This window comes from Streptomyces sp. NBC_00536, from assembly GCF_036346295.1.
Lineage (GTDB): Bacteria > Actinomycetota > Actinomycetes > Streptomycetales > Streptomycetaceae > Streptomyces.
The window spans coordinates 6,659,316-6,680,944 of sequence record NZ_CP107819.1; the positions used below are offsets into that span (position 1 = coordinate 6,659,316).

General features: G+C 73.4%; 21 protein-coding genes and 1 tRNA gene. 10 read left to right on the plus strand and 12 right to left on the minus strand.

Annotation, left to right across the window (positions count from 1 at the left end; translation table 11 throughout):
* Positions 1-40: 40 nt before the first annotated feature.
* The 4 genes from OHS33_RS28535 to OHS33_RS28550 form a co-directional block, all read right to left on the minus strand.
* Entirely contained in the window at positions 41-826 is a 786-nt protein-coding gene (locus OHS33_RS28535; protein WP_330333272.1) for a TIGR04222 domain-containing membrane protein, read from the minus strand.
* Positions 827-906: 80 nt separating this feature from the next.
* Complete coding sequence (locus OHS33_RS28540; RefSeq protein ID WP_330333273.1) at positions 907-1,989, minus strand: TIGR04222 domain-containing membrane protein; 1,083 nt, start codon at positions 1,987-1,989, stop codon at positions 907-909.
* Entirely contained in the window at positions 1,986-3,515 is a 1,530-nt protein-coding gene (locus OHS33_RS28545) for a DUF692 domain-containing protein (RefSeq protein WP_330333274.1), read from the minus strand. The genes OHS33_RS28540 and OHS33_RS28545 overlap by 4 nt, the downstream gene beginning before the upstream one ends.
* Before the next feature lie 141 nt (positions 3,516-3,656).
* Positions 3,657-4,412 carry an aminoacyl-tRNA hydrolase gene (locus tag OHS33_RS28550; RefSeq protein WP_330333275.1) on the minus strand — a complete coding sequence of 252 codons (756 nt, stop codon included), beginning with the start codon at positions 4,410-4,412 and terminating at the stop codon, positions 3,657-3,659.
* 83 nt (positions 4,413-4,495) lie between these two features.
* Here OHS33_RS28550 and OHS33_RS28555 point away from each other — a divergent pair, with 83 nt between their 5' ends.
* Positions 4,496-5,170: an AIM24 family protein gene (locus OHS33_RS28555; protein ID WP_330333276.1), complete on the plus strand. Its 675-nt coding sequence runs from the start codon at positions 4,496-4,498 to the stop codon at positions 5,168-5,170.
* 50 nt (positions 5,171-5,220) lie between these two features.
* Positions 5,221-5,430, plus strand: a complete 210-nt coding sequence (locus tag OHS33_RS28560; protein WP_330333277.1) for a hypothetical protein — start codon at positions 5,221-5,223, stop codon at positions 5,428-5,430.
* A 31-nt stretch (positions 5,431-5,461) separates the two neighbouring features.
* Here the strand turns inward: OHS33_RS28560 and OHS33_RS28565 are convergent, their stop codons facing one another.
* The 4 genes from OHS33_RS28565 to zapE form a co-directional block, all read right to left on the minus strand.
* Positions 5,462-6,355 carry a polysaccharide deacetylase family protein gene (locus OHS33_RS28565; RefSeq protein ID WP_330333278.1) on the minus strand — a complete coding sequence of 298 codons (894 nt, stop codon included), beginning with the start codon at positions 6,353-6,355 and terminating at the stop codon, positions 5,462-5,464.
* Between the two features lie 17 nt (positions 6,356-6,372).
* Positions 6,373-7,245, minus strand: a complete 873-nt coding sequence (locus tag OHS33_RS28570) for a PPK2 family polyphosphate kinase (RefSeq protein ID WP_330333279.1) — start codon at positions 7,243-7,245, stop codon at positions 6,373-6,375.
* 135 nt (positions 7,246-7,380) lie between these two features.
* Positions 7,381-7,806, minus strand: a complete 426-nt coding sequence (locus OHS33_RS28575; RefSeq protein WP_330333280.1) for an OsmC family peroxiredoxin — start codon at positions 7,804-7,806, stop codon at positions 7,381-7,383.
* A gap of 65 nt (positions 7,807-7,871) precedes the next feature.
* A complete protein-coding gene (zapE, locus tag OHS33_RS28580) occupies positions 7,872-8,972 on the minus strand; it encodes a cell division protein ZapE (RefSeq protein WP_330335245.1) in 1,101 nt (366 codons plus the stop codon).
* A gap of 102 nt (positions 8,973-9,074) precedes the next feature.
* Between zapE and OHS33_RS28585 the strand changes: the two genes are divergently transcribed.
* The 5 genes from OHS33_RS28585 (at position 9,075) to OHS33_RS28605 (ending at position 14,639) form a co-directional block, all read left to right on the plus strand.
* Positions 9,075-9,893: a pyrimidine reductase family protein gene (locus OHS33_RS28585; protein WP_330333281.1), complete on the plus strand. Its 819-nt coding sequence runs from the start codon at positions 9,075-9,077 to the stop codon at positions 9,891-9,893.
* A 128-nt stretch (positions 9,894-10,021) separates the two neighbouring features.
* Positions 10,022-10,489: an indole-3-glycerol phosphate synthase gene (locus OHS33_RS28590; protein ID WP_330333282.1), complete on the plus strand. Its 468-nt coding sequence runs from the start codon at positions 10,022-10,024 to the stop codon at positions 10,487-10,489.
* A 48-nt stretch (positions 10,490-10,537) separates the two neighbouring features.
* Positions 10,538-11,932, plus strand: a complete 1,395-nt coding sequence (murC, locus tag OHS33_RS28595; protein ID WP_330333283.1) for a UDP-N-acetylmuramate--L-alanine ligase — start codon at positions 10,538-10,540, stop codon at positions 11,930-11,932.
* Between the two features lie 14 nt (positions 11,933-11,946).
* On the plus strand, positions 11,947-12,354 hold the full coding sequence (gene msrB, locus OHS33_RS28600; RefSeq protein ID WP_330333284.1) for a peptide-methionine (R)-S-oxide reductase MsrB: 408 nt from the start codon (positions 11,947-11,949) through the stop codon (positions 12,352-12,354).
* A 221-nt stretch (positions 12,355-12,575) separates the two neighbouring features.
* Positions 12,576-14,639, plus strand: a complete 2,064-nt coding sequence (locus OHS33_RS28605) for a phosphocholine-specific phospholipase C (RefSeq protein ID WP_330333285.1) — start codon at positions 12,576-12,578, stop codon at positions 14,637-14,639.
* Between the two features lie 108 nt (positions 14,640-14,747).
* Here the strand turns inward: OHS33_RS28605 and OHS33_RS28610 are convergent, their stop codons facing one another.
* Both OHS33_RS28610 and OHS33_RS28615 read right to left on the minus strand, forming a co-directional pair.
* Positions 14,748-15,857, minus strand: a complete 1,110-nt coding sequence (locus OHS33_RS28610) for an alpha/beta hydrolase (protein WP_330333286.1) — start codon at positions 15,855-15,857, stop codon at positions 14,748-14,750.
* Between the two features lie 99 nt (positions 15,858-15,956).
* Positions 15,957-16,029: transfer RNA gene (locus OHS33_RS28615), tRNA-His, on the minus strand.
* A gap of 187 nt (positions 16,030-16,216) precedes the next feature.
* Between OHS33_RS28615 and OHS33_RS28620 the strand changes: the two genes are divergently transcribed.
* Positions 16,217-17,368 carry an aminopeptidase P family protein gene (locus OHS33_RS28620; protein WP_330333287.1) on the plus strand — a complete coding sequence of 384 codons (1,152 nt, stop codon included), beginning with the start codon at positions 16,217-16,219 and terminating at the stop codon, positions 17,366-17,368.
* A gap of 37 nt (positions 17,369-17,405) precedes the next feature.
* Here OHS33_RS28620 and treZ read toward each other — a convergent pair whose 3' ends face one another.
* Complete coding sequence (gene treZ, locus OHS33_RS28625; protein ID WP_330333288.1) at positions 17,406-19,178, minus strand: malto-oligosyltrehalose trehalohydrolase; 1,773 nt, start codon at positions 19,176-19,178, stop codon at positions 17,406-17,408.
* 246 nt (positions 19,179-19,424) lie between these two features.
* Complete coding sequence (locus tag OHS33_RS28630; RefSeq protein WP_330333289.1) at positions 19,425-20,126, minus strand: RNA-guided endonuclease InsQ/TnpB family protein; 702 nt, start codon at positions 20,124-20,126, stop codon at positions 19,425-19,427.
* 149 nt (positions 20,127-20,275) lie between these two features.
* Here OHS33_RS28630 and OHS33_RS28635 point away from each other — a divergent pair, with 149 nt between their 5' ends.
* Together OHS33_RS28635 and OHS33_RS28640 are read left to right on the plus strand one after the other, a co-directional pair.
* Complete coding sequence (locus tag OHS33_RS28635) at positions 20,276-20,851, plus strand: DUF1707 and FHA domain-containing protein (RefSeq protein ID WP_330333290.1); 576 nt, start codon at positions 20,276-20,278, stop codon at positions 20,849-20,851.
* A 75-nt stretch (positions 20,852-20,926) separates the two neighbouring features.
* A complete protein-coding gene (locus tag OHS33_RS28640; protein WP_330333291.1) occupies positions 20,927-21,445 on the plus strand; it encodes a DUF1203 domain-containing protein in 519 nt (172 codons plus the stop codon).
* The last annotated feature ends 184 nt before the right edge of the window (positions 21,446-21,629 follow it).

Sequence of the window (21,629 nt, forward strand, 5' to 3'; positions counted from 1 at the left end):
GGGTGGCGCGCTTGTACAGGATCACCGCCGCATGTCGCGCTCAGTACCCCCGTTGCCGCGGGACCGTCCCCCGATTGCCGCAGGACATCGCGGCCCGCAGGTCCGGATCCCCGACGGCGCGCACCCCGCGCACCGCTATGGCGGCCAGCGGTTCGCTGCGCCCGCGCTCGCGGTCCAGGGCCGTCAGCAGCCGCTGGCCGGCGGGGGAGGCCCAGGAGGAGTACGGGTGGGACTCGAAGCGGGCGATGCCCAGGCAGCCCAGGGTGAGGATGAGCGGCAGGGCGAACCAGCACAGGACGAGGGTGGGCGTGGTGCCGCCGGTGGGCACCGCGAAGGAGGCCGCGGCCAGCGCGACGGTCAGCGCGCTGGCCCCGCGGACCGCGTCGACCCCCGCGCTGATCCCCGCCCGGGCGTCCTCGGGCACGGCCAGGCCCGCCGCGCCGAGCCGGTCGGCGAGCGCCCGTACGGCCTCGTCCCCGGCCGCGGCGGTACGGACGGACTCCACCGGTGACTGCCCGTCGGGCCCGAACGCGCCGAGCACCGAGCGCTCCAGCGGATCACGGCCGACCGGGTCCAGGACCGTCGCCCACCCGGTGTGGGTCAGCAGCAGGCGCCGCTGGCGCTCCATCGAGAGCAGCGTCAGCTCGGCGACCCGCCGGGGACCGCCCGCCAGGTAGGCGGCCTCGTACAGGTTCAGCTCGTCGTAGTGGTGCGCGGTGGCGCCGCCGGGGGCGGGCTCCGCGCCGTCGGACGCGGCTCTCAGCAGGCGGGCGCACGACAGCAGCGCCCCGGCCCAGGCCGTCAGCAGGAACAGGACCCAGAACATGGCCAGATTCCTACAGGATGCTGAAGCTCCTGGGGAGCGGTCAGGAGAAGTCGGGAGCGGTCAGGACCGGTCGGGAGCGCTCAGGTGCTGCTGGAGCAGCTGGAACCTGACGAACTGCCGCAACTCGAACCGCTCGAACAGCTGGAGGAACTCCCGCAGCTGCTCCCCGAGGAACCGCAACTCGATCCCGTGGAACCGCACGAGGAGCCGGACGATCCGCACGAGGAGCCGGACGATCCCGACGAGGCGCAGCTGGAACCGGAGCTTCCGCCGCAGCCGCTCGCTCCGCCGCCGTCGCTCCCGGCGCACCACACGACGGGCAGGATGTCGGCGGAAGCCCCGGCGGACGCGTGGGAGCCGGTCGCGTCGTGCGCGCCGTGGGAGGCGCGGGGCGCGGTGGCGCGGGCGGCGCCGAGCCGGGCGGCGGGCAGCAACTGCGCCCGCAGGTACGGGTCCCGGACGCCGGCCAGTCCGAACAGCGCGGCCTGCACCTGTGCGCTCTGGTCACCCGCGTGCAGGGCCCGGATCTCGTTCAGCGCCTGGCGCCCGCCCGCGGTGATCCGGCCCAGCCCCCGGGCGGCGCCCACCCCGCCCGCCACCGCGCCGCCCAGCAGCACGGGGAACACCATGGCGATGAAGGGCAGCTGGAAGCCGAGGGGCCCGGGACGCGCGAACTGCAGCACCGTGAGCGCGATCGCCAGCGGGAAGCCGAGCACGCAGACGACGGCCTGGATCTTCCCCCAGCGCCGCCACAGCCGGCCGGTGCCGGGCAGCGCGATGAGCCCGCGGTCGGCCAGTACGTCGCCGGTCTCCTGGACGGCCGGGTCCCGCATCGCCGCGAGCCGCAGCAGGTGCAGGGCCCCCGAGGGCGCCGTGGAGTGGGCCTGGAGCACCGCCCGTTCGGCGGGGTCGTGGGCCCGGACCCCGGGCAGCGCGTGGACGATGCCCGGACCGCCGATGACGAGGCGGCCGTCGCAGAGCAGCGAGACCAGCGCGGCGTCGACGACCCGCCCGGGACCGCCGGAGAGGAAGGCGGCCTCGGAGAGGTCGTGCAGCCGGGGCAGCGGACCGGCCGGGCGGGTCCGGAAGCGCCGGATCCCCACGTGCAGGGCGATGGAGGAGGCGAGGACGGCCACCCACACGAGGACGGCGAGCGTGTTCATCTCGCGCCCCGGCCCGCCGCGGCTGCCTCGGCGGCGGCGGGCGCGGAGTGACCGGCGTGACCGGAGTGACCGGAGTGACCGGCGTCCGGGGTGTGCCCGGTGTGCGGGGCGTGCGCCGACCGGGCGGCGGGCCGGGGCGGCCTGCGCCGCCAGGGCAGCAGCGCCCGCGCCCAGCGGGCCAGCGGGCCCACGGGGCGCACCCCGGCCCGGTCCTGCCACCACTCGGTCAGCAGGCGGCGCGCCGCCGGGTCCTCGGGCAGGTCCCGGATCAGCAGGTGCTCGGCGAAATCGAGCGCGTCGCGCCGGTAGCCGCCGGTCATCGGGCGGGTCCCCGCGTACCGCAGGAAGGCCTCGCGGTAGGCGGCCGCGCCCAGCACCTCGGCCAGTTCGGGCGCCAGCTTGCGCACCACCCCGGCCCGCTTGGCGGCGAGGGCGCGCGACTGCACCCGCAGCCGCTGTCCGTCGAACCCCTCGGGTACGGGCGTACCCGCGACCAGGGCCGAGAGCAGGGCGGCCTGGCCGAGGCCCACCCGGGTGCGCGCGGCGGCGAGGCCTCCGGCCGCGACGGCGGGTGCGGGGGCGGGCGCGGCGGCGGGCGCCGCGGCCACGGCGGGGGAGCGCGGCGCGCGGGACACCGGGCGCCGGCCGTCACCGCCCCGGCCGTCGTCCCGGCCGCCGACCCGGTCACCGCCCTGGCCGCCGGCCCGCCCGTCGCCCCGGACCACCGTGCGGATCGCGGTCAGTTCGTCCACCAGCTCCGCCTCCGCGGGGAAGTCGTCGTCGCGCTCCAGCAGCACCCCCGGCGGGTCCACCCGGGTGCGCAGCTCCGCCAGCAGGTCGAGGACGACCGGCGCGACGGGGTGCGCGTGGGTGTCGTGCCACACCCCGTCGCGCTCGACCCCGCCCGCCACGTGGACGTACGCCAGCGCCTCCAGCGGGATCGCGTCCAGCGCGGCGAGGGGGTCCTCGCCCCGGTTCACCCGGTTCGTGTGCAGGTTGGCCACGTCGATCAGCAGCCGTACGCCGGTCCGCTCGACCAGCTCCGCCAGGAACTGTCCCTCGGTCAGCTCCTCGCCCGGCCAGGAGATCAGCGCGGCGATGTTCTCCAGGGCCAGCGGCACCGGCAGCGCGTCCTGGGCGATGCGCACGTTCTCGCACAGCACGTCCAGGGCGTCCCGGGTCCGGGGCACGGGCAGCAGGTGCCCGGCCTCCAGCACCGGCGAGGAGGTCCGTACGAAGGCGATGTGCTCGCTCACCAGCGGCGCCCCCAGCGCCACCGCGCGCTCGGCGAGGGCGGCGAGCCGCGCCGGGTCGGGGCGGTCGGCCCCGCCGAGGCCCAGGCCGACGCCGTGCGGGACGACCGCGGTGCCGCGCTCGCGCAGCCGCAGCAGCGACGCGGGGAGGTGGCCCGGGCAGATGTTCTCGGCCACCACCTCGACCCAGTCCAGGTCCGGCAGCCGTTCCACCGCTTCCGCGATCTCCGGCCGCCAGCCGATGCCCACCCCCAGGTGTGCCGTGCGCTTCATGTACCCCTCGCCCCCTTCCAAGCGGTCCGTGCCGGTGTCATGACCCCGGCGAAGACCCGCCAACCGCAGGAAGGGACGTTCAGAGCAATATTTGAGGTTCCGCACACGGGGGAACGGGCCGCTCCGGCCCCCGCCCGGCGGTTACCGCAGGCGGGCGCGCAGGGCGGGGTGGTCGGAGACGACCGTGCAGGAGCCGGGCGCGATCTCGGTGAAACCGGCGTCCCGGACCACCGGCAGCCCGCTCCCGGTCAGCTCGGCCCACTGCTCGGGCCCGGCCGTCCGCACGGCGAGGCGGAAGCCGTCCGCCCGCCAGGCCGCGCGCTCGGGGCCCGTCAGCTCCCACCAGGCCAGCTGCGCCGCGTGCCCGGCCTGGGCCATCTCCTTGCCCGCCGACATGTCCAGCTCGGGGTTGAGCCAGAGCACGGGCACCCCGGGCGCCGCCGGAGCGACCGCTTCCGGGTCGTCCAGGTCGGTGCCGGACACCTGGAGCTTGGCGAGTTCCTTGGGCCAGCCGTCCAGCGGGACGGGCGGGAACACCCGTACCTCGGACCCGCCGCCGTTCACGGTGATGCCCGGCAGGGTCTCCGCCTTGCGCCACTCCGCTCCGCGCGCCCGGCGCACCACCTTGCGGATCCGCGCGTCCTGCCAGTCGTGGACGGCCCGCGCCCACTCGCCCTCGCCCAGCGCCCGCTCGTCCGAGAGCAGCACCAGCACCGCGCGGGCCGCCGTCTCCAGGGCGTCCGTCCGCGCCGGGGGCGCGGTCTTCTCCAGCCGGACGACCAGCGGCAGCACGAACTGCGGCGCCTCGTCGCGGGCGGTGGACCCGGGTGCGGTGTCAGGGGCGGATTCAGGTGCGGTTTCAGGGGCCGTGTCGGGGGCCGTCTCGGGAGCGCTCATCCGGCAAAGTCTGCCACCCCGCACCGGGGCCTCCGACTTCAGGAGGATGTCCGCACGCCCCCTCCCGGGCGAGGATCCCTTCCATGAAGAGTGATCTTTTCGCATCAGAGAACCTGGCTCAGGCACCCACCGCCCCCGGCATGGAGCTGCAGAACGCCAAATCCGTCAAGTACACCGTCAACGGTGAAATGCTCGCCCGCCAGGGCGCGATGATCGCCTTCCGGGGCAACCTCCAGTTCGAGCGCAAGGGCCAGGGCATCGGCGGCATGCTCAAGCGCGCGGTCACCGGCGAGGGCCTGGCCCTGATGTCGGTCCGCGGGCAGGGCGAGGCCTGGTTCGCGCACCAGGCAGGGAACTGTTTCATCGTCGAGATGGAGCAGGGCGACGCGCTGACCATCAACGGCCGCAACGTCCTGTGCTTCGACCCGACCCTGTCCTACGAGATCAAGATGGTGAAGGGCGCCGGGATGACCGGCGGCGGCCTCTTCAACAGCGTCTTCACCGGCTACGGGAAGATAGCGCTGGTCTGCGACGGCAACCCGATCATCATCCCGGTCACCGCGCAGGCTCCGGTGTACGTCGACACGGACGCGGTCGTCGGCTGGAGCGCCCACCTGGAGACCGGCCTGCACCGCTCGCAGTCCGTCGGTTCGATGATCCGCGGCGGCTCCGGCGAGGCCGTCCAGCTGATGCTGCGCGGCGAGGGCTTCGTCATCGTCCGCCCGAGCGAGGTCACGGAGGCGGCGGCCGCCCACTGACCGGGCGACCGCCGACGCGGTACCCGGCTCGGCCGGGTACCGTCGTACTCATGGACCAGCCGCAGGGGCCGCAGCGCCCGGACGAGAGCGCGACGTACTGCCCCGCCCCGGCCGCGCCCGCCGGCCGTGTGCCCGGGCCGCCGTACGCGGACTGCCTGGAGTGCGGCAAGCCCACCGAATACGGGGTCGCCACCCCGGGCGTGGTGCTGTGCCCGGTCTGCGAGTGGCAGGACGCCCAGCGCACCGCCTGCTCCGGCTAGGGCGTGCTTTCAAAGTCCCGCCCCCGCGCGCTCACTTGCCGATCAGGTCGGAGACCTTGACGAAGCGGTAGCCGCGTTTGCGGAGTTCCGGGACGATCTTGCGGACGGCTTCCTCGGTCACCGGGGCGGCGCTGCGCGTGCAGTGCATGACCACCACCGAACCGGGCTTCACCCCGGCCAGCACCTGCTCGGCCACCGCGTCCGGGTCCTTGGCGAAGGCGTCCCCGCTGACCACGTCCCACTGGACGGCCGTGACCTTGGCCGTGGACAGGACGCGCAGCGCCTGGTCGTCGTAGCAGCCGCCGGGGAAGCGGAAGTACGGGACGGTGTTGACCGCGCCCGCCTTGCGGAAGGCCTCGAAGGCCCGGTCCACATCGGCCCGCGCCTCCGCGCCGTCGAGCGCGGGGAGCCCGTAGCAGGGGGACTTGAAGGCGTGGTGGCTGTAGGAGTGGTTCGCGATCTCGAAGTTCGGATCGGTGCCGATGGCCTTGGCCTGGTCCGGGTACTCCTCGGCCCAGCGGCCGGTCATGAACACGGTCGAGGGCACCTTCAGCTGCCGCAGCGTGGAGATCAGCTGCGGGTTGTCGAAGTGCTCGCCGCCCGCCGCGCGCGGCCCCTGGTCGGAGGTCATGTCCGCGTCGAAGGTGAGCGCGACGGTCTTGTCCGTCGTCTGCCGCGCGCGTTCGAAGACCGGGGTCAGCCCGCCCGGACCGGGCGCGATCGTGGGCGCCTTGGAGGGCGATGCGGAGGCGGCGGCGGAGGCGGAGGGTGAGGACGCGGCCGGGCCGGAGGGCGCGGCCGGGGCGGGAGCGTCCGACCGGGCCGGTCCGTGGGCGGCCCCCGGGGCGCCCTGGCCGCCCCCGCAGCCCACGAGAGCGGCACCGAGCACGGCCACTACGGCCACTTTGCGTACAGAAATGGTCACGCACGCAAAATATATGACTATGAGCTGAGCAGGCGGGAGCGGCACTCGTCCACATCGAAGTCACCCTCCGGGTACTGCGGCGCGAGGGCCTCCAGGTGCTCCAGGAGCAGGGCCGCGATCGCCCAGTTGCGGTACCACTTGCGGTCCGCGGGCACCACGTACCAGGGCGCGGCGGCGGTGGAGCAGCGCTCCAGGGCCAGTTCGTAGGCCTCCTGGTAGGCGGGCCACAGGGCGCGCTCCTCGATGTCCCCCACATTGAACTTCCAGTGCTTGGCGGGGGCGTCCAGGCGGGCCAGCAGCCGCTCGCGCTGCTCCTCGTAGGAGATGTGGAGGAAGACCTTCACCACGCTCACGCCGTCGTCCGCGAGGGCCTTCTCGAACCGGTTGATCTGCTCGTAGCGGCGGCGCAGCTGAGCGCGCGGCGCCAGCGCGCGCACCCGGGCGATCAGGACGTCCTCGTAGTGCGAGCGGTCGAAGATGCCGATCTCGCCCGGCTGGGGGAGGGCCTGCTTGATCCGCCAGAGGAAGGGGTGGTCCCGCTCCTCGGGGGTGGGCGCCTTGAAGGCCTTGATCCGGCAGCCGGAGGGGTTGAAGGAGCCGATCACGTGCTTGACCGTGCCGCCCTTGCCGCTGGTGTCCATGCCCTGGAGCACGAGCAGCACCCGGCGGCGGTCCCCGGCGGTGCTGGCGGCGTAGAGCCGTTCCTGGAGGGCGGCGAGCCGCTCGCCCGTCGCGGCGCCGGCGGCCAGTGCGGCCGCCTTCCCGCCGTTCGTCCCCGGGGTGGAGCGGGGGTCGGTCCGCGCCAGGTGGACCGCGTCCCCGACCGGCACCCGCAGCAGCTCGGTGAGGGGCGTCCGCTTCCGCTGTGACTGCTCCTTCTTTTTGGCCACCGCAACCCCAATCGCCTCGGTTTCGTCCGATCTTCCATCAGATCGAACGGGGGCGCGAGAGCGGCGGACAGCCGTCGGCCGCGCCGCCCACCGGATGCCGGGGGTGGGCGGGCGCGGGCCGTAGGCGGCGAGGGGTCAGAGCAGCTCGGCGGAGAGCGTGATCGTGGTCCCCGTCAGGGCCTGGCTGACCGGGCAGTTCTTCTTGGCGTCCTCGGCCGCGGCGGCGAAGGCCTCGGCGTCCAGGCCCGGCACCTCGGCGCGCACGCTGAGGTGGATCCCGGTGATGCCCTCACCCGGCTGGAAGGTGACGTCGGCCTTGGTCTCCAGGCGGGTGGGCGGGGTGCCCGCACCGTCCAGACCGTGGGAGAGCGCCATCGAGTAGCAGCTGGAGTGCGCGGCGGCGATCAGCTCTTCCGGGCTGGTCTTGCCGTTGGCCGCCTCGGCGCGCGAGGGCCAGGAGACCTCGAAGGAGCCCTTGCCCGAGGAGTCGAGGGTGACGACCCCCGAACCCTTCAGCAGGTTGCCTTCCCAGACGGTGTGCGCGTGACGCGTGGTGGCCATGGCAGTTCCCTTCGCATAGGTGGAAGCGGCCGGGCGGTCTGACGACCAGTCCGGCGCCCCCAAACCTACTGGGCCACCAGGCCCTTCGCGTCGCGGGCGAGCGCGGTGAGCCGCGAGATGGCCCGGAAGTACTTCTTGCGGTACCCGCCGTTCAGCATCTCGTCACTGAACAGGCGGTCGAAGGGCACGCCGGAGGCGAGGACCGGTATCTCGCGGTCGTACAGCCGGTCGGCCAGCACCACCAGGCGCAGCGCGGTCGACTGGTCCGGCACCGGGCCGACATCGGTGAGGCAGACCGCGGCGACGCCCTCGGTGAGCGCGCCGTAGCGGCTCGGGTGCACCTTGGCCAGGTGTTCGAGCAGCCCGGGGAAGTCGTCGAGGCTGGCGCCGGGCGTCGCGTACGCCGCCTTGGCGACCTGCTCGTCGGAGTACGGCGCGGGCGCCTCGGGCAGGCCGCGGTGGCGGTAGTCCTGGCCGTCGATCCGCAGCGGCCGGAACTGCGCGGACAGGCCCTGGATCTCGCGCAGGAAGTCGGCGGCCGCGAACCGGCCCTCGCCGAGCTTGCCCGGCAGTGTGTTCGAGGTGGCGGCGAGCGCGACGCCCTGCTCGACGAGCCTGCCGAGCAGCGAGGACACGAGCACGGTGTCGCCCGGGTCGTCGAGTTCGAATTCGTCGATGCACAGCAGCCGGTGTCCGCCCAGGGTCTGGACGGTCTGCTGGAAGCCCAGCGCGCCGACCAGGTTCGTCAGCTCCACGAAGGTGCCGAAGGCCTTGAGCGCGGGCTCGGCCGGGGTGGCGTGCCACAGCGAGGCCAGCAGGTGGGTCTTGCCGACGCCGTAGCCGCCGTCGAGGTAGACCCCGCGCGGTCCGCCGGCGGGGGCGTTCTTCTTGGGGTTCCCCTTGGGGCTCCGCGCGAACCAGCGGCGCTTGCCCGCGCCGCTCGCGTGGGCCCCGCCGAGACCGGCGGCGAAGCCGCTCAGCACGGTGACGGCCTCGGCCTGGCTCGGCTGGTCCGGATCCGGGTTGTAGGTGTCGAACCGCACCGAGTCGAAGCGGGGCGGCGGCACCATCTCGGCGACGAGCCGTTCGGCGGGCACGTGGGGGGCGCGGGCGCACAGCGCGAGCGGACCCGCGTCGGGTCCGTCACCAGGTCCCGCGTCGGCTATCGGGTCCCGCCTGGCGGCGTCGCCGTGTGCGGTGGCGGCACCGGAGGGGGAGAGAGAGGTTGACACAGCCCTTAACTCTACGGGGCGTGTCACACTGCACCGATGCGACGCCTGTTCCCTGTGACCGATCAGACATCCACTGGTCAGACATCCACCGGTCAGACATCCACCGGTCAGACATCCCCCGCCCCGGGCGACCACCCGTGGTCCCTGGACGAGCTGGCGGAGGCCTACGCGTACCCCGCGCTCAGCGGCGGGGCGCACTGGCTGCGCGCGAACATGGTGACCTCGCTGGACGGCGCGGGCCAGCACGACGGGCGCTCGCAGCCCCTCTCCAGCGAGACCGACATGCGCATCTTCGGCACCCTGCGGGCGCTGGCCGATGTGGTGGTGGTGGGCGCGGAAACGGTTCGCCAGGAGGGGTACCGCCCGGCCCGGGCCCGCGCGGAGTTCGCCGCCCGCCGGGCCGCCGCGGGCCAGGGCCCCGCCCCGGTCATCGCCGTGGTCACCGCGAGCCTGGACCTGGACTTCACCCTCCCCCTGTTCACCTCCCCGCTGGTGCCCACCCTCGTGCTCACCGGAGCCACCGCCCCCGCCGACCAGGTGGCGGCCGCGGCCGCCTCCGGGGCCGAGGTGGTGGTGGCCGGCGACGGCGCGGGCGTGGACCCGGCCCGGGCGGTACGGGAGCTGGCCGGCCGGGGTCTGCGCCGTCAGCTCACCGAGGGCGGGCCGAGGCTGCTGGGCCAGTTCGTGGCCGCCGGGGTGCTGGACGAGCTGTGCCTGAGCGTGTCCCCGACGCTCACCGCGGGTGACGCCCAGCGGATCGCGGGGGGCCCGCGGGTCGACGTACCGCACCGGCTGGCACTGGCCTCGCTGCTGGAAGAGGCCGGGTTCCTCTACACGAGTTACCGTCGGATCTGACAAGCGAGCGGAATTTGTCGTTCCGCTTAGCTTCCGCTGGGCACATATACCAGCGCGAGCCCCGTGCGACAGCGGGGCAGGATGGTTTCCGCAGGGGCCGGCCACGGCCGATGAAGGAGAGGGCGTCCGTGTTCACGAGCGTTTTGATGATCGAGCAGCCTCTGACACCCGTAGACGTGGACTTCGTCACCACCCTGCACGGCGACGACCCGGTCTCCTTCTTCGTCCTCATGCAGCCCCGGGGCGACCAGGACCGGCTGCTGCGCGCCATCGACGACGTCGCGCTCGGCGAGATCCCCGAAGCGCTGCGCGAGGGCGAAGAACCCGAGGGCGAGGCGGCCCGCGGCCCCGCCGAGCAGGCCCTGTCCCACTCGTTGGCGTCCCTGCGGGCCAAGGGCGCCAAGGCCGTCGGACAGGTCATCGAGGACCACCCGCTCGACAAACTGAAGGCCGTCGTGGCCGAGACGGGCGCCGACGAAGTGATCGTCCTGACCGCCCCGCACTTCGTGGAGGAGTTCTTCCACCGGGACTGGGCCTCGCGGGCACGGCACAAGGTCGGGGTTCCGGTGCTCAAACTCTTCGCCCACAACGAATAGGCTGGGCGCCACGCACACCGTCACGTTTGACCATCAGGAGCGACCTGTATGACGCCCGGCCTGCCGACCGCCATGGAACGGCCCCACTTCATCGGCATCGGCGGCGCCGGGATGTCCGGCATCGCGAAGATCCTCGCGCAGCGCGGCGCGCGGGTCGCCGGAAGCGACGCCCGTGACTCCGAGACCGCCGGGGCGCTGCGCGCCCACGGCGCCACCGTCCACATCGGGCACGCCGCCGGCCACCTCGCCGACGACGCGACCTGCGTGGTCGTCTCCAGCGCCATCCGCGCCGACAACCCCGAGCTGGCCCGCGCCGCCGAGCTGGGCGTCCCCGTCGTGCACCGCTCGGACGCGCTCGCCGCGCTGATGGACGGCCTGCGCCCGATCGCGGTGGCCGGTACGCACGGCAAGACCACCACCACCTCGATGCTGGCGGTGTCCCTCTCGGCCCTGGGCCTGGACCCCTCCTACGCCATCGGCGGCGACCTGGACGCCCCCGGCTCCAACGCCCACCACGGCGAGGGCGACATCTTCGTCGCCGAGGCGGATGAAAGCGACCGCAGCTTCCACAAGTACGCGCCCCAGGTCGCCATCGTCCTCAACAGCGAGCTGGACCACCACGCGAACTACGCCTCGATGGAGGAGATCCACGACTCCTTCGAGACCTTCGTCGGCAAGATCGTCCCCGGCGGCACCCTGGTCGTCTCCGCCGACCAGGAGGGCGCCGTCGAGCTGACCCGCCGGGTCCGCGACCTGTCCTCCGTCAACGTCGTCACCTACGGCGAGACCGAGACCGCCGATGTCCGCGTCCTGAAGATCACCCCGCGCGGGCTGGCCGGCGAGGTCACCGTCCTCATCGGCGGCAAGCTGCTCACCTTCACCGTCTCGGTGCCCGGCCGCCACTACGCGCTCAACGCCGTCGCCGCCCTCGCCGCGGGCGTGGCCCTCGGCATCCCGGCGCACAACCTGGCCTCCGCGCTCGGCAAGTACACCGGCGTCAAGCGCCGCCTCCAGCTCAAGGGCGAGGCGGCGGGCGTGCAGGTCATCGACTCCTACGCGCACCACCCCACCGAGATGACCGCCGACCTGGAGGCCATCCGCGGCGCCGCCGGTGACTCCCGGATCCTGGTCGTCTTCCAGCCGCACCTCTTCTCCCGCACCCAGGAACTGGGCAAGGAGATGGGCCAGGCCCTCGCGCTGGCCGACGCCTCCGTGGTCCTCGACATCTACCCGGCCCGCGAGGACCCGGTCCCCGGGGTCACCAGCGAGATCATCATCGCCGCGGCGCGCGCCGCGAACGCCGACGTCAGCGCCGAGCACGACAAGGACGCCGTCGCGGAGGTCATCGCGGGAATGGTGAAGCCCGGCGACCTCGTTCTCACCATGGGGGCGGGTGACGTGACCGACCTGGGGCCGGCCATCCTGGCCCGGCTGGCGAACTGAAGGGGAGAGGCGCGATGGCGTACGAGATCGAGAAGCCCGACGAGCAGTGGCAGACGGAGCTGACCCCGTCGGAGTACCAGGTGCTGCGGCTGGCCGGGACCGAACCCGCCTTCCGCGGTGAGTACACGGACACCACCACGCCCGGCGTCTACTCCTGCCGGGCCTGCGGCTCCGAACTGTTCCGCTCCACGGAGAAGTTCGAGTCGCACTGCGGCTGGCCGTCCTTCTTCGACCCGAAGGACTCCGAGGCGGTCGAGCTGATCGCGGACACCGCGCACGGCATGGTCCGCACCGAGGTCCGCTGCGCGAAGTGCGGCTCCCACCTGGGACACGTCTTCGAGGGCGAGGGCTACCCCACGCCGACCGACCAGCGCTACTGCATCAACTCCATCTCCCTGCGCCTGGCCCCCGAAGAGGGCTGAGCACACCGCACGTTCCGCACGCCGGGGCCCGCTGTCATCGGACAGCGGGCCCCGGCGTCGTCGTACCCGGCGCCGCCGCGGGGGCCGACGCGGCTTCCGTTAGCCGGTTGTACCGCGGCGCGTCATGGAGGAGTCCCCTGCCGGTGGGCCGGGCACGTTGTCCTTGGGTCGCCCCTCAGCGCCCCGCAGCACCCCTCCTCACCCCCAGAGGTCCTCACACCATGGCAGAACTCGATCGTCGCCGGTTCCTGCAGATCACGGGCGGCGCCGCCGCCGCCACGCTGCTCTCGGAGAGCATCGCCCGCGCCGCCGCCATCCCCGCGCAGGGCACGACCGGCACCATCCAGGACATCGAGCACATCGTCGTACTGATGCAGGAAAATCGTTCCTTCGACCAGTACTTCGGCACGATGAAGGGCGTACGCGGCTTCGGTGACCCGCGCCCGGTCCTCCAGGACAACGGCAAGTCCGTCTTCTACCAGTCCAACGGGACCAAGGACATCCTGCCGTTCCACCCCACGGTCAACGACCTGGGCATGCAGTTCGTCGAGGGCCTCAACCACGACTGGGCCGGCGGTCACCAGGCCTACAACAACGGCAAGTACGACAAGTGGGTCCCGGCCAAGACCACGACCACCATGTCGTACATGAACCGGAACGACATCCCGTTCCACTACGCCCTCGCCGACGCCTTCACCGTCTGCGACGCCTACCACTGCTCCTTCATCGGAGCCACCGACCCCAACCGCTACTACCTCTGGTCCGGTCACACCGGCAACGACGGCACCGGCGGCGGCCCGGTCCTCGGCAACCAGGAGGCGGGGTACGGCTGGAAGACCTACCCCGAGCGCCTGGAGTCGGCCGGGGTCTCCTGGAAGGTCTACCAGGACGTCGGCGACGGGCTGAACGCGGCCGGATCCTGGGGCTGGATCAGCGACGCCTTCCGCGGGAACTACGGCGACAACTCGCTGCTGTACTTCAACTCGTTCCGCAACGCCCAGCCCGGTGACGCCCTGTACGAGAAGGCCCGTACCGGTACGAACGCCAAGGCGGGCGACGGCTACTTCGACAAGCTCCGCGCCGACGTGCAGAGCGGCAACCTGCCGAAGGTCTCCTGGATAGCGGCGCCCGAGGCCTTCAGCGAGCACCCGAACTGGCCCACCAACTTCGGCGCCTGGTACATCTCCCAGGTCCTCGACGCGCTGACCTCGAACCCGGCCGTGTGGGCGAAGACCGCCCTCTTCATCACCTACGACGAGAACGACGGCTTCTTCGACCACGTCGTCCCGCCGTACCCGCCGGCCTCCTCGTCCTGGGGCCTGTCCACCGCCGACGTCACCAAGGACCTCTACACCGGCGGGGTCTCCGGCTACGCGGCCGGTCCCTACGGGCTCGGCCCGCGCGTGCCGATGATCGTGGTCTCGCCGTGGAGCAAGGGCGGCTACGTCTGCTCCGAGACCTTCGACCACACCTCGGTGATCCGCTTCATGGAGAAGCGCTTCGGCGTCCAGGAGCCCAACATCTCGCCGTGGCGCCGCGCCGTCTGCGGTGACCTGACCGCGGCCTTCGACTTCACGCAGGCCGACGCCGCCCCCGCAGCGCTGCCGTCCACCGCGGGCTACCTGCCGCCCGACCACAACGCGCACGCCTCCTACCACCCGGTCCCGCCGGCCACCGGCGCCCTGCCGGTGCAGGAGCCGGGCTCCAAGCCCACCCGCGCGCTCGGCTACGCCCCGTACGTGGACGGCAAGGCCACCGTCTCCACCGGCAAGTTCACCCTCACCTTCGCCAGCGGCCCGGCGCTGGGCGCGCACTTCCACAGCACCTCGGGCAACCGTACGGACGGCCCCTGGCCCTACACGGTCGAGGCGGGCAAGACCCTCTCCGACACCTGGAGCACCAGCAGCTCCACCGGCAACCAGATCAACCTCTCGGTCTGGGGGCCCAACGGCTTCCTGCGCACCTTCAAGGGCCCGGCGAAGAAGGCCGGTCCCGAGGTGACCGCCCGCCACGTCACGGCGTCCGGCAACCTGGACCTGTCCATGACCAACACGGGCACGGCCGCCGTCAACCTCACGGTGACCAATGCCTACGGCGGCGCCGCGCAGACCTTCAAGGTGCTCGCCGGGGCCACGGTCGCGTACACCGTGAACCTCCAGGCCACGGGCCGCTGGTACGACGTGAAGGTCGTCTCGGACGCGGACGCGACCTTCCTGCGCCGCTTCGCGGGCCACGTGGAGACGGGCGCCCCGGGCGTCTCCGACCCGGCGATCAAGACGGCCTGACCCGCGCCGCGCCCCGTCCGGGGCCCGCTGCGGCGGGCCCCGGACGGGTGTGACGGCGCGGGTCCGCCGCTCGGCCCGGGTGCCGGTCCTGGGCGCGGGCCCGCCCGCTCAGTCCGGCTGTCGCAGCCGTCCCACAAGCCACTCCAGCGCCGGCTGGACCTCCCGCCCCCACGTCTCGTAGTTGTGCCCGCCGCTGTCCAGCACGATCGAGGACACCCGGGCCGGCGGCCGCACCGCCGCGATGAACTCCAGCGTCTGCGGGTACTGCTTCTCGCCCTTGCGGCTACTGGCCACCAGCAGGGACACCGGCGGCTGCGGCCGCGTCCGCAGCCGCCACAGCAGGTCGTTCTCCCGCCGCAGCGCCGCGTCCCCGCCGAACAGGTCGCCCGTCTCGTCGTCCCGCGCCGCCTGGTACGAGGCCGAGAGCCCCGCCGCGGCCCGGTAGGCGTCCGGTGCCCGCAGGGCCAGCTTCAGCGCGCAGTACCCGCCCACCGAATTGCCGATCACGCCCCACGCCCGCGGGTCCCGGGTGAGCCGGTAGTGCGCCGCGACGGCCTCCGGCAGGTCCCGCGAGAAAAACGTTTCCACCTGCGGTCCGTCCGGTACGTCCACACACTCGGTGTCGCGCGGCGGCGCCACCGTCGGGGTCATCATCACCAGCACCGCGGGCCGCATCTTCCCCGCCCGGACCGAGTCCAGCGCCAGCTGCGGGTACCGGAACAGGTCGATCAGCACCCGCGTCGTGCTCGGGTACCCGCTCAGCGCCAGCACCACCGGGAACCGCGCCCGCTCCGCCGCGTCCGCCCGCAGGAACTCCGGCGGCAGATGGACGTACGCCTGCCCCCTCAGCCCGCTACGGGCCCCGCGCACCGTCACCGCCTCGATCCGCCCGATCTCCGCCGGGTCGTCCGAGCCCCGGTAGCGCCAGGAGTGGGTGCCGCGCACCACCAGGCCGCGCGCCCCCTGGTCCTGCCCGGCCGCCACCGGCGCGTCCCGGGACAGGGACAGCAGGTCGCTCCAGGAGGAGTAGAAGCCGTAGGTGTGGTTCACCGCGAGCAGCAGCGGCAGGCCCATGGTGAGGGTGATCGCCAGCTGGAGCCCGATCCGGCCGAGCACCGGCCGCAGCCCCGGTCCGGCCAGCCGGGGCCAGGCCCACACGACGGCCGCCACGAACACCACGCCCGCCACGATCAGCGCGGTGACGAGGACGGGAACCATGGCCATGATCTTGCCAGGCCGGTCCGCGGGCCGCCGCCCGGGGGGACGCGAAAAGCCCGTGGGGGGTACGAGGAAACCTCGTACCCCCCACGGGATCAGGGTGAGTGACGGGACTTGAACCCGCGGCCACCTGGACCACAACCAGGTGCTCTACCAACTGAGCTACACCCACCACGAAGGGCGGCGGACCGCCCGTTCGATGTGCATGCACAGCATAGCCGATCAGGGAGGTGGTCCCGCGACACCGTTTCCGCGGCCCGCCCGCCCCGCCCGCCGGCCCCGGATTCCGACCCGCCCGCCCCGGATTCCGACCGGCGCGGCCGTCGCGCTCGCCGCACCGCTCACGGCAGGATCGCCCCATGGCCTTCGACACCGCACCCCCCGCCGCGTCCGACACCGTCCCCGAGCCGTTCACCGCCGCCGACTACGCGGCCCGGATGGCCGCCGCCGCGCAGAGCGCCGCCGACGCCGGGCTGGCCGGTCTGCTGATCGCCCCCGGCCCCGACCTCACCCACCTCACCGGCTACCGCCCCGTGGACACCGAGCGGCTGACCCTGCTCGTGCTGGCCGCGGGGCAGGACCCGGTGCTCGTCGTCCCCACCCTGGAAGCCCCCGACGCGGCCGCGGCGCCGGGCGCGGGGGCGCTCACCCTGCGCGACTGGACCGACGGCAAGAACCCCTACGGCGTCACCGCCCCGCTGCTCGACGTGTCCGGCCGCTTCGGGGTCAGTGACAACACCTGGGCGCTCCATCTGCTGGGCCTCCAGCGCGAGTTGCCCACCACCTCCCACGTCTCGCTCACCGACGCCCTGCCCATGCTGCGCGCGGTCAAGGACGCGCGCGAGCTGGCCCGGCTGGAGGCGGCGGGGGCCGCCGCCGACGCCGCGTACGCCCGGATCCTCGGAGTCCGCTTCGCCGGGCGCGCGGAGACCGAGGTCGCCGCCGACCTGGCCGCCCTGCTGCGCGAACACGGCCACTCCCAGGTCGACTTCACCGTGGTCGGCTCCGGACCCAACGGGGCCAACCCGCACCACGAGGCGGGCGCGCGGGTGATCGAACACGGCGACATGGTGGTCCTGGACTTCGGCGGCCTCAAGCACGGCTACGGCTCCGACATCTCCCGCACCGTCCACGTCGGCGAACCGACGGCCGAGGAGCAGCGCGTCCACGACATCGTCCGCGAGGCCCAGCGGACCGCCGTGGCGGCGGTCCGGCCGGGCATCGCCTGCCAGGACGTGGACCGGGCGGCCCGTGCCGTGATCACCGAGTTCGGCTACGGCGAGCGGTTCATCCACCGCACCGGCCACGGCATCGGCGTCACCACGCACGAACCGCCCTACATGATCGAGGGCGAGGAGCAACCGCTCGTCCCCGGCATGTGCTTCTCCGTCGAGCCCGGCATCTACCTCCCCGGCCGCTTCGGCGTCCGGATCGAGGACATCGTGACGGTCACCGAGGACGGCGGGCGCAGCTTCAACAACGCCCCGCACGAACTCGCGATCGTCGAGTAACGCCCGTACAAGGCCCGTAGGCGGAAAACGGCCGCGCTCACGGACCCAGGACGGCCGCCGACTCGCCCGGCAGGTGGAGGCGGCCGTCCGGCCCCGGGTGCTCCAGCGGCTCCCACGAGGCCAGCACCCGTACGCCGTTGCGGCCCAGCGCGATGGTCACCGGCTCGGCGGACAGGTTGACCGCGACCCGGACGTCCCCGCGCCGGAAGGTCACCCAGCGGCGCTCCTCGTCGCAGGCCACCCGGACCGCCGCGAGATCGGGGTCCCGCAGGTCGGGCAGGGTCCGCCGGAGCGTGATCAGCGCCCGGTACCACTCCAGCAGCCGGTCGTGCCCGGCCTCCCGCGGCTCGGCCCAGTCCAGGCAGGACCGCTCCCGGGTCGCCGGGTCCTGCGGGTCCGGGATCTCCTCCGCCTTCCAGCCGTGCGCCGCGAACTCCCGGCGGCGGCCCGTGCGCACCGCCTCCGCGAGCGCCGGGTCGGGATGGTCGGTGAAGTACTGCCAGGGGGTCCCCGCCCCCCACTCCTCGCCCATGAACAGCATCGGCACGAAGGGCCCCGTCAGGGCCAGGGTCGCGGCGCAGGCCAGCAGCCCGGGGGAGAGGGACGCGGCGAGCCGGTCGCCGAGCGCCCGGTTCCCGATCTGGTCGTGGGTCTGGGCGTAGCCGAGGAAGCGGTGCGCGGGGGTGCGGCGCCGGTCCACCGGGCGGCCGTGGGTGCGGCCCCGGAAGGAGGACCAGGTCCCGTCGTGGAAGAAGGCCCGGGTCATGGTCTTGGCGAGGGCGGTGAGCGGGGCGCGGGCGAAGTCGGCGTAGTAGCCCTGGGACTCGCCGGTCAGCGCGCAGTGCAGGGCGTGGTGGAAGTCGTCGTTCCACTGCGCGGTGAGGCCCAGCCCGCCGGCCGTGCGCGGGGTCGTGGTCCGCGGATCGCACTGGTCGGATTCGGCGATGAGGAAGACCGGGCGGGCGGCCTCGGCGGCGAACGCGTCCACAGCCGCGGCCAGTTCCTCCAGGAAGGTCAGCGCCCGGCCGTCGGCCAGCGCGTGCACGGCGTCCAGCCGGAGCCCGTCGATCCGGTAGTCCCGCAGCCAGCCGAGCGCACTGCCCAGGAGGTACGCGCGGACCTCGTCGGAGCCGGGCGCGTCCAGGTTGACCGCCGCGCCCCACGGGGTGTGGTGGGTGTCGGTGAAGTACGGGCCGAAGGCCGGGAGGTGGTTGCCGGACGGGCCGAGGTGGTTGTGCACCACGTCCAGCACCACCCCGAGCCCGGCGGTGTGCGCGGCCTCGACGAAGCGGGCGAGCCCGGCCGGGCCGCCGTACGGCTCGTGCACGGCCCAGGGCGCGACCCCGTCGTAACCCCAGCCGTGCCGCCCCGGGAAGGAGCAGACGGGCATCAGCTCCACGTGCGTGACGCCGAGGGCCGTGAGGTGGGGCAGCCGGGCGGCGGCCGCGTCGAAGGTGCCCTCGGGGGTGAAGGTGCCGATGTGCAGCTCGTACAGGACGGCGTCCTGGAGGGAGGTGCGGGGCGCGGGGGCCGGGGCGGCGGGGAACAGCGCTTCGAGGTCCACCACCGCCGAGAGCCCGTCCGGGCCGTCGGGCAGCCGCCGGCCGCGGGGATCGGGCCGTACGGGCGGCGGATCCCCGTGCGGTGCATCGGCTTCGTCCAGAACGAACCCGTACCGGTCCCCGTCGGCGGCGGGCGCCTCGGCGGTCCACCAGCCGTCCCGCTCCGGATCGGGAGCCATGGCCCGCGTGCCGTCGTTCAGCCGCAGACCCACCTGTCCTGCCTGCGGTGCCCACACCTCGAACTGCATGGACGGTCCCCTCGTCTCGGGCGGCAACCGGCGTTCGTGCCACGACGGCCACGTGATCCGGCTTGACGCGGCCCATCATCGCGGGCCGGACGCGGGAGTTCTGGACACTTGGTGCACGACGGGCCGACAATCACCCTTTGAATCCTCCCCTCCTTGAGGGGAGGGGATTCCTCGTCCTTCAGGGCTGATCGGGGATTTCTGGCTCACGCCGCCAGATGGGGCGGCGCCCCGTCTGGTCTTCTGCGATCAGCACCAGCCGGGGTGGAGACCAGCCCGGACCAGCATCACGCGGGCGGAGTTCTTGTCCCTGGGGGACACGGCTCCGCACGCGGTGCACGTATAGGTTCGTTCTGAGAGGGGTAGTGCGTGCTTGGTTCTCGCTCCGCACTGCGCGCAGTCCATGGTGGTGTGCGCGGGGTGGACCAGGTGCACAGCCCGTCCGTGCTTGCGGCCCATCTCGACCAGGGCCGTCTTCGTCGCGGAGATCGCCGCGTCGGCCGCCTTGTGGGCCATGGTCGACTTGGCGAGGAACTTCGGCCGGAAGTCCTCCACGGCCAGGGCATCGTGGGCGCGGACGACGGACTTGGCCCACTTGCGGCCGGTGTCCTGACGCTGCCGGGCCACCTTCTTGTGGAGCTTCGCGACTTGCTTCTTCGCCCGCTGGTAGCCCTTCGACCCGGGTTTGCCCTTCGCGGGTTTCCGGCGTGCCATCATCCGCTGATACCGGGCGAGCCTCTGCGCGGCGTTCTTGCCGTGCTCGGCGTGCGGGAGGTCGTGGGCGTCGCTGGTGGTGGTCGCGGTCTCCTCGACACCCCAGTCGATCCCGCCCGCCAGGTGCAGGCGGCCGTCCTTCAGCCGGAAGCCGCGCTTGGTGTAGTTCAGAGACGGCAGTGCTTCCCGTTTCTTCAGATGTGTCTGCTTCGACTTCGCGCAGCACTCGTTCCACACCCAGCGGCAACGGTCCTATCCTCGCCCACTGACAACAACCGAAAGGACAGGTCGGGCCAGATGCGAACCGAACTTCGGCGCTCGGCGTCTCCGCCCCAAGGACCCATTCCTCCCCGGGCTGAAGCCCGGGGCCTCCTGGGAGAAGACCTGTGACGTCCAGTTTCGAGTTCCCCGCCTACCCGGTGCGCCGGGTCTCCGACGCCGAGCGCGACCGCGCCCTCGGGTGGCTGCGGGACGGGGCGGCCGACGGCCGGCTCTCGCACGACACCTTCGTGCGCCGGATGGAACTCGCGCTGGTCGCGCGCCGCTCCGAGGACCTGGCGGCCCTCACGGCGGACCTCGGCACCCGGCGCCCCGGCGGTCTGGAAAGCCCCCTGACCCAGCGGCTGTTCGGCTGGGTCGGCCGGGTGTCCGCGGTGAGCGCGGGTGTCCGGCGCGCCTGGACCGCGGAGAAGCTGCCGAAACTGCTGCTCCCGCCGTACGGCGCGGGCGGGTACGCGCTGACCATCGGCCGGGACCCCGGCAGCGGGCTGCGGCTCGTGCACGAGACGGTCTCCCGCCACCACGCCGAACTGAGCTTGCAGGGCGGCCGGTGGGTGCTGCGGGACCTCGGCTCCACCAACGGCACCACGGTCAACGGCCAGCGGGTCACCGGCGCGGCCGTGGTCCGGGCCGGCGATCAGGTCGGCTTCGGCAACATGTCCTACCGGCTGTCCTCGAACTAGCAGCTGGCTACGGGGCGGGAGCCACACGTCCGATTTCCGCCAGCCCGGCCGGACGGCGCCGCCGAGACTGTTCCCATGACCGCTCACACACCCCTCGCCATCCCGCCCGCCGCGCTCCGGGAGCTGCGGACCGCCGACGATTCCGGGCGGCCGGTGCGGCCGTTCACCGCGCGCGAGGACGGGGCGCCGCTCGACTGCGTGGGCAGCCCGCTGCGCTGCTGTCTGCGGGGGATCGAAGCCGGTGAGCGGGTCGCGCTCGTGTCGTACGCGCCGCTGCGCCGCTGGGCGGGGGAGACCGGGGCCGAGCCCGGGGCCTACGACGAGGCGGGCCCGGTGTTCATCCACGCCGACGCCTGCGCGGGGCCGGGGGAGGCCCCGGGGTACCCGTTCGCGCGGCCCGGGGCGCTGCGGACGCTGCGCCGCTACGACGCCGCCGGGCACATCGTCGGGGGCCGCCTCTTCGAGGTCCCGGACGACGCGCAGGCCGGGTTCGACCGGGCCCTGGGGGAGGCGTTCGCCGCGCCCGGGGTGGCGCTCGTACACGTACGGGCCCTGGAGTACGGCTGCTTCCAGTTCGAGGTCCGCCGGCCCTAGTGCTGTGACCGGAAAGGTTCACCGTGTCACGGCGCCCGGCACGGCGCCTCTCCCCCAGCTACCGCTGGGAGGTGCCCCCGGCGTTGTCGGACCACGACGGTACGTCCAGTACGAGTCGCGGCCCTCCGCCTTGCGATGCGTCCCCTCGGCCCTTCGGGCCTGGGGAGACCCCAGGGCACCGGAC

Coding starts and splice junctions, on each gene's coding strand:
- OHS33_RS28535 (WP_330333272.1), bottom strand. CDS start 826: ATGTTCTGGGTCCTGTTCCTGCTGACGGCCTGGGCCGGGGCGCTGCTG.
- OHS33_RS28540 (WP_330333273.1), bottom strand. CDS start 1,989: ATGAACACGCTCGCCGTCCTCGTGTGGGTGGCCGTCCTCGCCTCCTCC.
- OHS33_RS28545 (WP_330333274.1), bottom strand. CDS start 3,515: ATGAAGCGCACGGCACACCTGGGGGTGGGCATCGGCTGGCGGCCGGAG.
- OHS33_RS28550 (WP_330333275.1), bottom strand. CDS start 4,412: ATGAGCGCTCCCGAGACGGCCCCCGACACGGCCCCTGAAACCGCACCT.
- OHS33_RS28555 (WP_330333276.1), top strand. CDS start 4,496: ATGAAGAGTGATCTTTTCGCATCAGAGAACCTGGCTCAGGCACCCACC.
- OHS33_RS28560 (WP_330333277.1), top strand. CDS start 5,221: ATGGACCAGCCGCAGGGGCCGCAGCGCCCGGACGAGAGCGCGACGTAC.
- OHS33_RS28575 (WP_330333280.1), bottom strand. CDS start 7,806: ATGGCCACCACGCGTCACGCGCACACCGTCTGGGAAGGCAACCTGCTG.
- OHS33_RS28585 (WP_330333281.1), top strand. CDS start 9,075: ATGCGACGCCTGTTCCCTGTGACCGATCAGACATCCACTGGTCAGACA.
- murC (WP_330333283.1), top strand. CDS start 10,538: ATGACGCCCGGCCTGCCGACCGCCATGGAACGGCCCCACTTCATCGGC.
- msrB (WP_330333284.1), top strand. CDS start 11,947: ATGGCGTACGAGATCGAGAAGCCCGACGAGCAGTGGCAGACGGAGCTG.
- OHS33_RS28605 (WP_330333285.1), top strand. CDS start 12,576: ATGGCAGAACTCGATCGTCGCCGGTTCCTGCAGATCACGGGCGGCGCC.
- OHS33_RS28610 (WP_330333286.1), bottom strand. CDS start 15,857: ATGGTTCCCGTCCTCGTCACCGCGCTGATCGTGGCGGGCGTGGTGTTC.
- OHS33_RS28620 (WP_330333287.1), top strand. CDS start 16,217: ATGGCCTTCGACACCGCACCCCCCGCCGCGTCCGACACCGTCCCCGAG.
- treZ (WP_330333288.1), bottom strand. CDS start 19,178: ATGCAGTTCGAGGTGTGGGCACCGCAGGCAGGACAGGTGGGTCTGCGG.
- OHS33_RS28640 (WP_330333291.1), top strand. CDS start 20,927: ATGACCGCTCACACACCCCTCGCCATCCCGCCCGCCGCGCTCCGGGAG.